The 13031-nt window shown below is 75.5% G+C and carries 10 protein-coding genes; 9 read left to right on the top strand and 1 reads right to left on the bottom strand.

Annotation, left to right across the window (positions count from 1 at the left end; all coding sequences use genetic code 11):
• Positions 1-41: 41 nt before the first annotated feature.
• Positions 42-4643: a hypothetical protein gene (locus J4E96_RS06105; RefSeq protein WP_227424880.1), complete on the bottom strand. Its 4602-nt coding sequence runs from the start codon at positions 4641-4643 to the stop codon at positions 42-44.
• A 299-nt stretch (positions 4644-4942) separates the two neighbouring features.
• Between J4E96_RS06105 and J4E96_RS06110 the strand changes: the two genes are divergently transcribed.
• From J4E96_RS06110 to rplS, 9 genes are all read left to right on the top strand, one after another.
• Positions 4943-6244, top strand: coding sequence for an ammonium transporter (locus J4E96_RS06110; protein ID WP_227424881.1), 1302 nt, complete (start codon positions 4943-4945; stop codon positions 6242-6244).
• Positions 6241-6582, top strand: coding sequence for a P-II family nitrogen regulator (locus J4E96_RS06115; RefSeq protein ID WP_227424882.1), 342 nt, complete (start codon positions 6241-6243; stop codon positions 6580-6582). Before J4E96_RS06110 ends, J4E96_RS06115 begins: the two co-directional genes overlap by 4 nt.
• Before the next feature lie 2 nt (positions 6583-6584).
• Positions 6585-8420, top strand: coding sequence for a [protein-PII] uridylyltransferase (locus tag J4E96_RS06120; RefSeq protein ID WP_227424883.1), 1836 nt, complete (start codon positions 6585-6587; stop codon positions 8418-8420).
• Between the two features lie 27 nt (positions 8421-8447).
• On the top strand, positions 8448-10055 hold the full coding sequence (gene ffh, locus J4E96_RS06125) for a signal recognition particle protein (RefSeq protein WP_227424884.1): 1608 nt from the start codon (positions 8448-8450) through the stop codon (positions 10053-10055).
• 227 nt (positions 10056-10282) lie between these two features.
• Positions 10283-10714, top strand: a complete 432-nt coding sequence (rpsP, locus tag J4E96_RS06130; RefSeq protein WP_227424885.1) for a 30S ribosomal protein S16 — start codon at positions 10283-10285, stop codon at positions 10712-10714.
• Entirely contained in the window at positions 10714-10953 is a 240-nt protein-coding gene (locus J4E96_RS06135) for an RNA-binding protein (RefSeq protein WP_227424886.1), read from the top strand. The genes rpsP and J4E96_RS06135 overlap by 1 nt, the downstream gene beginning before the upstream one ends.
• A 123-nt stretch (positions 10954-11076) precedes the next feature.
• Positions 11077-11658, top strand: coding sequence for a ribosome maturation factor RimM (gene rimM / locus J4E96_RS06140; protein ID WP_227424887.1), 582 nt, complete (start codon positions 11077-11079; stop codon positions 11656-11658).
• 1 nt (position 11659) lies between these two features.
• A complete protein-coding gene (trmD, locus tag J4E96_RS06145; RefSeq protein WP_227424888.1) occupies positions 11660-12457 on the top strand; it encodes a tRNA (guanosine(37)-N1)-methyltransferase TrmD in 798 nt (265 codons plus the stop codon).
• Between the two features lie 147 nt (positions 12458-12604).
• Positions 12605-12970: a 50S ribosomal protein L19 gene (gene rplS / locus J4E96_RS06150; protein ID WP_227424889.1), complete on the top strand. Its 366-nt coding sequence runs from the start codon at positions 12605-12607 to the stop codon at positions 12968-12970.
• Positions 12971-13031 lie beyond the last annotated feature (61 nt).

Raw genomic sequence — 13031 nt, forward strand, 5'->3', positions numbered from 1 at the left:
CCCGCCCCGACGACTCCCAGGAAGCCCGCGCCCGGCCCCGACTACTCCCAGCCGGCCGTGGCGCGGCCGAGGCGCCCACGCGTCGTCGTGACCATCGCTCGACCGCGTTCGATCAGCGTCGTCGCGAGCACCGCGGCCAGGCCGGCGACGGCGATCAGGATCCACACCCACGCGCCGCCCCACGCGGGCAGCAGCGCCACGAGCGGCGCAGCGACGAGCAGCACGACCGAGGTCAGGAGCACGACCGTCCCGGCGGCGACCCGCCGGCGCACGCGCGAGCCCACTCCCCAGACCGCGATCGCGATCCCGAGCGCCGCCGCGACGAGGGCGTGCGCGACCGACTGCGTGACCGCCTGGACGAGCGAGGCGCTGACGACGAACGCCAGCCCCGTCAGCTCGATCGCGACCACCTCCGCCGCGGCCACCGGTAGGCCGCGGCCGCGGCGATCGCGGCGCCACAGGGCCGCGACGGCGAGCAGGGTCAGGCCGATCGCCACCGAGTACCACTGCGGGCCGCCGCCGACGACGTCGGCGACGAAGAGCAGCCAGGCCACGCACGCGAGCGCGGGGGCGAGCAATTGCAGCCCGATCGAGCGCCGCCGCACCCCGGCGGCGGCCACCTGCACGGCGGCGGCCGCCAGCACGGGCACGAGCGGTCCGGCGTCTGGCAGCGCGGCCAGCCCGAGGAGAGCCGCGACGCCGACCGCGGCCACGCCGAGCACGCCGGCCGGCCGGACCCAGTGCGCGGCCCGACCGCGCCGCGCAGGCGTGAGCTGACCGGTTGCGAGCTGACCGGCTGCGGGCTCACGAACGGCGAGTTGAGCGACCGCGAGCTGACCGAGCGCGAGCTGACCGAGCGCGAGCGTCGCGACGAGCGCCGCGAGGGTCGCGGCGCGCGTCGCGTCGCCCGCCTGCAGCCAGTCGAGTGCGACGAGCAGTGCGGCGAGCGCCGAGCCCGCGCACGCGTCCCGCAGCCAGGGCGCCCGGAACGGCCGCGCGGACCCGGCCAGCGCGGCCGTCAGCCCCACCAGGCCGAGCATGACCCAGCCGCCGGGCGCGACGTCGTCGGCGCCGAGGCCGGCGGGCCGCAGGCTGGTCCCGACGGCCACGAGCAGGACGGCCGCCGCGGCGCCGCCCCAGGTGGCCGACCAGGACCGGTCGGTCCGGCCCGCCCGCGTGAGCGCCGCCGCGACGACCGCGACGGCGCCCGCGCCCACGGCCGTGGCGTCGACACCGGCCTGGGTCGACCAGGCGAACCAGTCCAGCGCCGCGACCCACGCCGCGACGGCGGCCGCGACGCCGGTGAGCTGCCGCACGGTCCGCGACCCGGGGTCGGCGGCGCGCACGGCCAGCCCGGTGTGCACGGTGGCGAGCGCGGCGAGGGTGAGCGCGAGCCAGCCCGCGCCGGCGGCCCCCGCGCCCACGAGGACGAGCGTCGCGCCGGTCCACCCGAGGACCTCGGCGAGCGCGGCCCGTGCCCGTAGCTGCACGGCGACGCCGGCGACGAGCAGGCCGACGAGGGCGAACGTCGAGGTGAACCGGTCGCCGTCGGCCGCTGCGGCGAGCGCGGTGAGGGCGACGGGCGCCGCGGCGATGAGGACGGGGGCGTCCCAACGGCTCCACCAGCCACGCTCGGCGGTCAGCCCGTGCAGCGTCTGCGCGGTCGCCACGAGCGCCGCCGCGGCGACCACGGCCACGAGCGGTCGGGCGCCGAGCGTCGGCCCGGCCAGCTCGAGCGCGGCGAACCAGCCGACGACGGCGGCGGCGCCCGCGAGCGCGCCGGCGCGGGCCAGCACGCCGACGGCCAGCAGGATCGCCGCGACGCCGAGGGTGATCAGACCCGCCCCGGGCAGCGGGCCGGACCCGGCGGCGTCGAGCGCGCCGCCCGCGGCGAGGAGCGCGAGGGCACCGGCCAGGCCCAGCGCGCCGACGGTCGCCGGCGGGACGAGCCAGGCGTGCAGCGGCCGTGGGCGGGGCACCCACCGGCTCCCGCGCAGGTCCGCGGCCGCGGAGCCGACGAGCAGCGCGCCGCCGACGACGGTCAGCGTCGCGGCGACCTGGGTCGCGCCGGGCAGGGCGGCGAACGGCGGGACGAGCAGGTGGGCGACCAGGCCGGCGAACGGGGCCATCGCGACCCACGCCGTCCACCCCATCACCGCGGCGCGGCGCGGCGCCGCAATGAGCGCCGGCGCGGCGATCACCGCGCCCAGGCCGACGACGGCGGGCCACGGCGCCCAGGCGGATCCCGCCGCCGCGAGCGCGAGCGCGAACGCCGCCCACGCGAGGGTCGCGGCGCACCGCGGCGCCACGGGCGCGCGGGTGACGAGCGCGTACCCGAGCGCGACGACGGCGAGCACGGCGGCCGTCCACGGGTCGTCGGCCGCGAGCAGCCCGGCCGAGTCCAGCCCCCCGACCACCACCGCGGGCAGGCCCGCCGCCACGGCCGCCCACGGTACGAAGGTCAGCGGGCGGCCCACGCCGGCGAGCGTGGCGCCCACGGGCGAGCGGCCGCCGTCGGCGGCGACGGCCGTGACCGCGCAGCCCGCCGTCGCGAGCGCGACCACGACGACGAGGGGCCACCCCGCGCCGGCCAGGGCGAGCGCGAGCAGCGCGGTGGCGTGCCCGGCCAGGCCGATGGCGGCCCCTGCGGGCCGCGCGCGGAGGTGCGCGAGCGCGACGAGCGCGAGCGCGGCGGCCGCCAGCACGATCCCGCGCACCGGGTCGCCCAGCGCGCCGGCGTCGCACGCGACGAGCCAGGCGCCCGCGGCGAGGGCGACGACGGCCCAGGTCCGGGCGGGCGGAGCCAGCGGGCCGACGGCCGCGGCCCCGGCGAGGGCGACGAGCACGCCGGCGACGAGCCACGCCTGCGCCGACGTCGTGGAGGGCGGCCAGGCCACGAGGGCGCCGGCGGCGACGGTCGGGACCGCGCCCCGCCACCACCGCGGCCAGAACTGGTCGGCGGCGTGCCGGCGCAGCACGGGCCAGCGTGCCGGCACGGTCGCGGTGAGGACGAGGGCGGCAGCGGCGGCGAGGGCGACCCAGCCGTCGGCCGCCGTCGCGAGCGCCAGGACCGACGCGGCGGGTAGCGCCGCCGCTGCGAGGTCCAGGACGCGCGCGCCCCCGCGACCGCCGAGGGGACGGGTCCGGCGTGCGAGCGCCCAGGCGGCGAGCCCGGCATACAGGGCGGCCGCCCAACCGGGGTCGGGCGCGGCGACGGCGAGGCAGACCGCGAGCCCGGCGCCCGGCAGCACGAGCGCCGCGGCGCGCGCCCCGCGGGCGTGGGCGTGCTCGAGCAGCGCCAGGAAGCCCGCGGCGAGCAGGGCGGCGAGCGCCCCGGCAGGCAGGCTCGGCGCCAGCGCCAGGCCCACGAGCGCCCACCAGCCGGGCGCCACGACGTCGATCATCGGCGCCGGGACCACCGGCCGTAGCAGCACGAGCGCGACGAGCAGCGCGATCCCCGCGCCGGCGACGGCGGGACCGGGCCAGCCCTGCGCGGCGCCGGTGACGGCCGCGAGGACGGCGAGCACGACGGTGCCCGAGACGCCCGCCCGCAGTGCGGCCGCGGCCAGGGCCGAGCTCGGCCAGCGCCGTCCGGCGGCGAGCGTGAGCACGAGCGCGGCGCTCACCGCGCAGACCTGCCACGCGGTCGGGACGGCGACGTCGCGGCCCTGGGGAACGGCCCGGCCAGCCCCGAGCGTGGCCGCGGCGACGGCGAACCAGACCGCCGGCGCGACCGCGAACCGCACGCCGCTGGCCGGGTGCCGGTGCGCCCATGCCGCAAGCGCGACAGAAAGGGCGGCGCAGCCCAGGGTCAGGGCGACCACGAGCGCGCCGCCCGCCAGGTCCGGGGGCAGCCCGGAGCCGTCGACCATCGACGTGATCAGCAGCACGGGCAGCAGCAGGCCGCCCGCGATCTCGAGCGCCTGCGCCGCGACGGTGGCGCCCCGAGCGCGGAGCAGCCGCGCGGCGGCGAACGGGACGCTCGCGCACGCGAGCTCGGCCACCGGCCGCAGGCCCGGCGTGACGTCGGCGAACGCGAACGCGACGAGCCCGAACACGCCGATGAAAAGCAGCAGCACACCGAGGTACGCCAGGCCGTGCAGCGCGAGGTCCGAGCCGGCCCGTCGCCGCGCCCGCGCGGACCACCGGGCGGCGGCGGACCGCGGCCGGGCCGGGCCGGGCGCGGCGGGGCGCGGCGGCCGGCCCGCGGGCGGCGCCGCCGGGCGCGGGACGGCGGGGTGGGGGAGGCCCGGGTGCGGGATGCCCGGGTGCGCGACCCAGGTATCCGCGTTCCCCTGGTGCGGCAGAGCCGGGCTGGCCGCCGCGGGCGCCGGCCGAGCCGGCGCGGGCGCGGCCCCGCGCCGCGCCTCCGTCGTGAGCTCGGCCAGCAGCGCGAGCTGCCGCGCCGGGGTGTCGGCGCCCTGCGCGAGCGCCTCGGGCAGGAAGACGTTCTCGACGAAGCGCAGCGCGTCGAGGTCGGCGGCGACGAGCGCGCGGCGCACGGGGCGAGGGTCGTCCCAGGTCGAGTGCCCGTCCGAGACCCGGGCGGTCCAGCCCGATCCGGACCACTGCCGCAGCGCAGCGCGGCGCATCGGGTCCGGGTACCACCCCGTCGCGACGAGCGGGCCGCCGGCCTCGCTCACGATGCCCGCGGATCCATGGCTGCGGGCACGGCTGCTCCTGGTGACGTCGGGGTGGGTGCACCACGACGGTACCGGTCGCACCTGCCGCTCCCGGCCGTATCCACACCCCGCACCCTCGGCCGGCCAGGCCCGCCCGGGACGCCCCGAACCCGCGCCGGGCCCCGCCTGCGAAACGCAACGTTTACGTGATCGGCCTCCTTGTCATCCCCCCGTAACACTCCGGGCACCGCCGGGAAATCGCGTTACCCGAAGGTGGGGACCGACCGGCCGAGCGGTCGGCAAGGGGAGAGGCGATCCACATGGAATTCACGCTGGACAGCGGAAACACGGCCTGGATGCTCACGGCATCCGGGCTCGTGCTGCTGATGACGCCAGGTCTGGCGTTCTTCTACGGCGGCATGGTGCGCGGCAAGTCCGTCCTCAACATGATGATGATGAGCTTCGGCGCGATGGGCGTCGTCGGGCTGATCTGGGTCCTGTGGGGATACTCGGCGGTCTTCGGTACGGACGTCGGGGGCCTGTTCGGCAACCCGTTCGACTACTTCGGCCTCGACGGCATGACGGACGACCAGAGCCTGATGGCGGCCGCCGGCGTCCCGGCGCTCGTCGCCGTCGCGTTCCAGGCGACGTTCGCCATCATCACGGTCGCCCTCATCAGCGGGGCGATCGCGGACCGCACGAAGTTCAGCACCTGGCTCGTCTTCTCCGGCATCTGGGCGACGGTCGTCTACGTCCCGGTCGCGCACTGGGTGTGGGGCGGCGGCCTGCTCGGCGCGGACGGGATCACGAGCAGCCTCTCGGTCCCGATCGACTTCGCGGGTGGCACCGTCGTGCACATCAACGCCGGGATCGCGGGCCTTGCCCTGGCGCTCGTGATCGGCAAGCGCAAGGGCTTCGGCAAGGAGCCCATGCGGCCGCACAACCTCCCCTTCGTCATGCTCGGCGCCGCGCTCCTGTGGTTCGGCTGGTTCGGCTTCAACGCCGGGTCGGAGTTTGCCGCTGACAACGTCGCCGGTCGCGCCTGGCTGAACACGATGATCGCGACCTGCGCCGCGATGCTGTTCTGGCTGCTCGCGGAGAAGCTGCGCGACGGGCACGCGACGTCGCTCGGCGCCGCGTCCGGCGTCGTGGCGGGCCTCGTCGCGATCACCCCCGCGGCGGCGGCGGTCGACACGTACGGCGCTATCGCCATCGGCGCCGTCGCGGGCGTCCTGTGCGCCCTCGCGGTCGGCCTCAAGTTCAAGTACGGCTACGACGACTCGCTCGACGTCGTCGGGGTCCACCTCGTCGGCGGCCTCACGGGCACGATCCTCATCGGCTTCTTCGCAACCGACAAGAACTCGACCTGGTACCCGGACGGCGCCCTGAACGGCCTGTTCTACGGTGGCGGCTTCACCCAGCTCGCGACGCAGATCATCGCGGCGCTCGTCGTCGTCGCCTTCTCCTTCGTCGCCACGTCGGTGATCGCGTTGATCCTCAAGGCGACGATGGGATTCCGGATCAGCGACGAGGATGAGGTGACCGGCGTCGACCTGACGACGCACGGCGAGACCGCGTACGAGGCACTCGGCGCTCGTATGACGACGGAGGTGAAGGCATGACCAAGCTCGTGACCGGAGTGATCCAGCCGCACCGGTTGGACGACGTGAAGTCGGCGCTCGAGGCAGCCGGAGTGCGGGGCATGACCGTGAGCGAGGCGAGCGGTTACGGCCGTCAGCGCGGGCACACCGAGGTCTACCGCGGTGCGGAGTACACGGTCGACCTCGTCCCCAAGGTTCGCATCGAGGTGCTCGTCGGCGACGAGGACGTGGCCACGGTGACGCAGGTGATCATCAAGGCCGCGCAGACCGGCAAGATCGGCGACGGCAAGGTCTGGGTCGTCCCGGTCGAGGACGTCGCGCGCGTGCGCACCGGCGAGCACGGCGCGGAGGCGCTGTAGGCATGACCGCTTCACGGCCGCACGAAAGCGATGCGACCGGGCAGGAGTCCACCGAGGTCCCGCACCCCACCCGTGGTGGGGTGCGGGACCTTCGGGCGCTTCGGCTCGAGCTCGCCCTCTCGCGCAGCGGCCCGGGGACGGACGGCGCGGCGCGCCGTGCCGCGATCTCCGAGCTGGTCAGCGCGAGCCTCGTCGACCTCTGGCACAGCGCGGTCGCGGCCCTGCCCGACGCCGACCGCCGCGAGCTCGGCGAGGACCTGCACGGCATCGCCCTCGGCGCGGTCGGGAGCATCGGCCGCGGCGACCCCAGCCCCGCGAGTGACCTCGATCTCGTGCTCGTGCACGACGGCCGCGGGCACACGCCGGCGCAGCTGTCGGCGCTCGCCGAGCGCCTGTGGTACCCGATCTGGGACGCCGGCCTCGACCTCGACCACTCCGTGCGCTCGCTCGCGCAGTGCCGTCAGGTGGCGTCCAAGGACCTGCCGGCGGCGGTGGGGCTGCTCGACCTGCGGCCGATCGCGGGCGACGCGATCGTCGTGCACCGCGCCAAGTCCGCGCTGCTGACCGACTGGCGCTCGGCGGCGCGCCGCCGCCTGCCCGAGCTGCTCACCTCCACCCGCGAGCGGGCCGACCGCCACGGCGAGCTCGCGTACCTGATCGAGCCCGACCTCAAGGAGGCCCGCGGCGGCATCCGGGACGCCGTCGTGCTCTCGGCGCTCGCGGCGACATGGCTGACGGACCGCCCGCACGGCGCGACCGACCAGGCGCACGCGCACCTGCTCGACGTCCGCGACGCCGTCCAGGTCGTGACCCGTCGGCGCACCAACCAGCTGCTGCTCGCCGACCAGGACGAGGTCGCCGCGATGTGCGGCTTCGACGACTCGGACGACCTGCTCGCGAGCCTCGCCGAGGCGGGCCGGATCATCTCCTACGCGCTGGACACGACCGTCCGGCACGCCCGCCAGGCGCTCCAGCGCCCGGTGATCTCCCGCCGGCCGATGCTCGTGCGGGGCCGGCGCAGCGCGCCCAGCCTGCGCTCCGTGGGCGAGGGCCTCGTCGAGCACGACGGCGAGCTCGTGCTGGGCGTCGACGCCCGGCCCGCGAGCGACCCGCTGCTCTCGCTGCGCGCCGCGGCGACGGCCGCCCGAACGGGCCTGAACCTGTCCCCGGTGACCGTCGCGAGCCTGACCCAGACCCCCGCGCTGCCGGTCCCGTGGCCGCGCCCCGCCCGCGAGTCGCTGCTCCAGCTGCTGGGCACCGGCCCGGCGCAGATCCCCGTGTGGGAGGCGTTGGACCTCGCCGGGGTCGTGACGACCTGGATCCCCGAGTGGGCCGCGGTACGGAACCGGCCGCAGCGATCGGCGATCCACCGGCACACCGTCGACCGGCACCTGATCGAGACCGTCGCCCGGGTGGGCCGCTCCGGCCGAGGCGCGGAGCGCTCGGACGTGCTCCTGCTCGCCGCGCTGCTGCACGACATCGGGAAGCGGCCCGGCTCGACCGACCACTCTGCCGAGGGGGCGCGCCTCGTGCCCGGCATCCTCACCCGGATGGGCTTCGCCGAGCCCGAGCGGGACGACGTCACGCGCCTCGTGCGCGAGCACCTGACGCTGGCCGAGCTGGCGACGACCCAGGACCCGGACGCGCCCGAGACCCTCGAGACCCTGCTGGCAGCCGTCGATCACCGCGCCGAGATGCTCGAGATGTTGCGCGCGCTGACGGAGGCCGACGCGTCCGCGGCGGGGCCGCTGGCGTGGACGACCTGGCGGACCCGCCTGGTCGACGACCTGACCGGCCGGGGTGCGCGCGCGCTGGCGGGTAGGCTGAACCGTCCGTAATCACGAAAGAACGGTGAGGATCCCGCGGTGTTCGCCACCCTGTCCGACCGACTGACGTCGACCTTCAAGAACCTTCGCACCAAGGGTCGGCTGTCCGAGGCCGACATCGACGCGACGGTGCGCGAGATCCGGCGCGCCCTGCTCGATGCCGACGTCGCCGTCGTCGTCGTGCGCGAATTCACCGGCAAGGTGCGCGAGCGGGCGCTCTCGGCCGAGGTGTCCGGGGCGCTCAACCCGGCCCAGCAGGTCGTGAAGATCGTGAACGAGGAGCTCGTCGCGATCCTCGGCGGGGCCAACCGGCCGCTCGCGTTCGCGAAGACCGCGCCCACGGTCATCCTGCTGGCCGGGCTCCAGGGCGCGGGCAAGACCACGCTCGCGGGCAAGCTCGCGCTGCACCTGCGCGGGCAGGGCCACACGCCCCTGCTCGTCGCGGCCGACCTGCAGCGGCCGAACGCCGTGACCCAGCTGCAGATCGTCGGCGAGCGCGCCGGCGTCCCCGTGTTCGCGCCGCACCCCGGGGCGCAGGGCTCTGCCGGCACCGACCAGGTCGACACGGGCGACCCCGTCGCCGTGGCGCGCGAGGGCCTCGCTGTCGCGCGAACCCGCCAGCACGACGTCGTCATCGTCGACACGGCCGGGCGCCTCGGCGTCGACGCCGAGCTCATGCGCCAGGCCGCGAACATCCGCGACGCGATCGACCCCGACGAGATCCTGTTCGTCATCGACGCGATGATCGGCCAGGACGCCGTCGCGACGGCGATGGCGTTCCAGGAGGGCGTCGGGTTCACCGGCGTCGTCCTGACCAAGCTCGACGGCGACGCGCGCGGTGGCGCCGCGCTGTCGGTCGCCTCCGTCACGGGCCGTCCGATCCTGTTCGCGTCGACCGGGGAGAAGCTCACCGAGTTCGAGGCGTTCCACCCCGACCGGATGGCGTCCCGCATCCTCGACATGGGTGACGTCCTCACCCTCATCGAGCACGCCGAGAAGGCCTTCGACGCGGGGCAGGCCGAGGAGATGGCCGCCAAGCTCGCCTCCGGCACCGGCTTCACGCTCGAGGACTTCCTCACCCAGATGCAGCAGCTCAAGCAGATGGGCTCGATGAAGAAGATGCTGGGGATGCTCCCCGGCATGGGCCAGATGCGCGAGGCGATCGACAACTTCGACGAGCGCGAGGTCGACCGCGTCGAGGCCATCGTCCGGTCGATGACGCCCGCGGAGCGCCAGGCCCCGAAGATCATCAACGGCTCGCGCCGCGCGCGGATCGCGAAGGGTTCCGGCACCACGGCCACCGACGTGAACCAGCTGCTCGAGCGCTTCGAGGGTGCCCGCAAGATGATGGCGCAGATGAGTCGCGGCGGTGGGATGGGGCTGCCCGGGATGGGCAACCTGCCCGGCATGGGCGGCAAGAAGGGCAAGGGCCGCACCGCGCCGCCCGCGCGCGGCAAGAAGGTGAAGTCGGGCAACCCCGCCAAGCGCGCCGAGCTCGAGCGGCTCGCGGCCGACAAGGCCGCCGGCATCGCGCCGCGCGCGCCGCAGGGCTCGGCGTTCGGGCTGGGCGCTCCCGCCAAGGACGCGGCCGTCGATCCGGCGTCGCTCGAGCTGCCGCCCGGGCTCGACAAGTTCCTCGGCCGCTGAGCGGTCGCCCCGCCGATTGTTCTGCCCGCCGACTGTGCCCGGCCCGCCGATCGCCGTGCCCGTCGTGGTTGGTCCCGGGCGGCGGATCTGGCACAATGACCCGCTGTACCCGGTGCGTCGGACCCTCTAGCCGCCGCGCCGTGTCCTTCGGCCTGACTTCCTGACTCTGCCCCCACGAGCCGGGGACGTCGGACCAACGCGCACCACACCAAGGAGAGACCACCACCGTGGCCACCAAGATCCGTTTGAAGCGTTTTGGCAAGATTCGTCAGCCGTACTACCGCGTTGTCGTCGCGGACTCGCGCGCCAAGCGCGACGGTCGCGTCATCGAGGAGATCGGCAAGTACCACCCCACCGAAGAGCCCTCGCTCATCGAGATCGACGGCGAGCGCGCCGCGTACTGGCTCGGGGTCGGCGCACAGCCGTCCGAGCAGGTCGCCGTGCTCCTGAAGATCACGGGTGACTGGCAGAAGTTCAAGGGCCTGCCCGGCACCGAGGGCACCCTGCGGGTCAAGGCCCCGAAGCTCGACCCCAAGGCCGCGATCGAGGCCAACGCCGTCGCCGCGGAGAAGTCCAAGGCGAAGGCGTCGGAGAAGCGGGCCAACGCGGCCGCTGCCGCGAGCAAGGCCGCCGAGGCCGCTGAAGACAAGCAGGCCTGATGCTCGCGGACGCGCTCGAGCACCTGGTGCGCGGCATCGTCGACCACCCGGACGACGTCCGCGTGATCGCGAAGCCGCTGCGCCGGGGCGAGCTGCTCGAGGTCCGGGTTCACCCCGAAGACCTCGGGCGCGTGATCGGTCGTGGTGGGCGCACAGCGCGTGCGCTGCGCACCGTGGTCGGCGCGCTCGCGACTGACGGTCCGGTCCGCATCGACGTCGTCGACGTCGACCGGCGCTGATCGAGCCGTCCGCACAGCACCTGCTCCGCCCAGCATCACCCGACGAGGCCCGGACCCCTACCCTGGGGACCGGGCCTCGTCGTCCGTCCCGGAACGACGCGCCTTCGGAAGAGGAACACACCCATGCAGCTGACCGTTGCCCGGATCGGCCGCGCGCACGGGCTGCGCGGCGAGGTAGCCCTCGACCTGCGCACCGATGCGCCGGCGGAGCGACTCACGGTCGGCGCCGTGCTGGCCACCGCCCCGGCCGGCGTCGGGCCTTTGACGATCGCCGCCGTCCGGACGCTGCACGACAAGTGGTTCCTGACCTTCGCCGAGGCGACCGATCGCACCGCGTCGGAGCGGCTGCGCGGGGTCGAGCTGCTCGTCGAGGAGTCCACGAGCGACGAGGACGACGCCTGGTACCCGCACGAGCTGGCCGGCCTGCGCGCCGAGCACATCGACGGCCGGTTCCTCGGCGTCATCGCCGGGCTCGAGGTCCTGCCGGCGCACGACGCGCTCGTCCTGGTCGAGCCCTCGGGGGCCAGGACCCTCGTCCCGTTCGTCCGGGCGATCGTGCCCGTCGTCGACGTCGCGGGCGGGCGCGTGGTGCTCGACCCGCCCGGCGGGCTGCTCGCGTCGGACGCCGCCAACCTGGTGATCTCCGACGAGACGTCGGGCCGCCCGCCGCAGGGGTCCGCCGCGTCGGATGCCGACGAGGCCTGACGTGCGCATCGACGTCGTCTCCATCTTTCCGGACTACCTCGCGCCGCTCGGCCTCTCGCTCGTCGGGAAGGCCCGTGCCGCCGGGCTCGTCGACCTGCGGGTCCACGACCTGCGGGCCTGGGCTGTGGACCGGCACCACACGGTCGACGACACCCCGACGGGCGGTGGCGCGGGTATGGTCATGCGCCCCGACGTCTGGGGCACCGCGCTCGACGAGCTCGTGACCGACACGACGCACCTGCTCATCCCGACGCCGTCGGGGGCGACCTTCACGCAGCGCACCGCCGAGGCGCTGGCCGCTGCGCCGCACCTCGTCATCGCCTGCGGGCGGTACGAGGGCATCGACGCCCGGGTCGCCGCGCACTACCGCACCCGGATCCAGGTCACGGAGGTCTCGATCGGGGACTACGTGCTCGGCGGCGGCGAGGCCGCCGCCCTGGTCATGGTCGAGGCGGTCACCCGGCTGCTGCCGGGCGTGATCGGCAACCCGGAGTCGCTCGTCGAGGAGTCGCACGGCGCGGACGGCCTGCTCGAGTACCCGGTGTTCACCCGGCCCGTGACGTGGGCCGGCCTCGACGTGCCCGCAGTGCTCACCTCGGGGCACCACGGCAAGATCACCCGCTGGCGCCGCGACGAGGCGCTGACCCGCACCAGCGCCCGGCGGCCGGACCTGATCGAGGCGCTCGACGCCGCGACGGTCGACCGCGGGGACCTCGCCCTCCTCTCGGGCCTGGGCTGGGTCGTCATCGACGGCCGGCTGCGACGATTGCCGCCCGACGGCCAAGGTGTGGGAGACTGACCGGTCGGTGTTCGCCGGTCGCGTCTCTGCCACAGGGGAGACGGTCACGATCTCGGGCGCACCCGCACCATCTTGCCCACGGGGCACCCCGCTCGGGTGCTCCTGATCAACGCGTCTGACCTGTGGCAGCGCGAGAAAGCGACTGACATGCATACTCTCGACACCGTCGATGCGGCCTCCCTGCGCACCGACATCCCGGCCTTCCGCGCCGGCGACACCCTCAAGGTCAACGTCAAGGTCGTGGAAGGCACCCGCTCGCGCGTGCAGGTCTTCCAGGGCGTCGTGATCTCCCGCGCCGGTGGCGGCGTCCGCGAGACGTTCTGCGTCCGCAAGATCAGCTTCGGCGTCGGCGTCGAGCGCACCTTCCCGGTGCACTCCCCGGCGCTCGAGTCGGTCGAGGTCGTCACCCGCGGTGACGTGCGTCGCGCGAAGCTGTACTACCTGCGCGCGCTGCGCGGCAAGAAGGCGAAGATCAAGGAGAAGCGCGAGGCGCTTCCGGCCAAGAAGGCCTGACGCACCCACGTTTCGCTGGCGACGGGCGGTCACCCTGGTGGTGGCCGCCCGTCGCTGCGCC

The organism is Pengzhenrongella sicca (assembly GCF_017569225.1).
Lineage (GTDB): Bacteria > Actinomycetota > Actinomycetes > Actinomycetales > Cellulomonadaceae > Pengzhenrongella > Pengzhenrongella sicca.

Coding starts and splice junctions, on each gene's coding strand:
- J4E96_RS06110 (WP_227424881.1), top strand. CDS start 4,943: ATGGAATTCACGCTGGACAGCGGAAACACGGCCTGGATGCTCACGGCA.
- J4E96_RS06115 (WP_227424882.1), top strand. CDS start 6,241: ATGACCAAGCTCGTGACCGGAGTGATCCAGCCGCACCGGTTGGACGAC.
- J4E96_RS06120 (WP_227424883.1), top strand. CDS start 6,585: ATGACCGCTTCACGGCCGCACGAAAGCGATGCGACCGGGCAGGAGTCC.
- J4E96_RS06135 (WP_227424886.1), top strand. CDS start 10,714: ATGCTCGCGGACGCGCTCGAGCACCTGGTGCGCGGCATCGTCGACCAC.
- rimM (WP_227424887.1), top strand. CDS start 11,077: ATGCAGCTGACCGTTGCCCGGATCGGCCGCGCGCACGGGCTGCGCGGC.
- rplS (WP_227424889.1), top strand. CDS start 12,605: ATGCATACTCTCGACACCGTCGATGCGGCCTCCCTGCGCACCGACATC.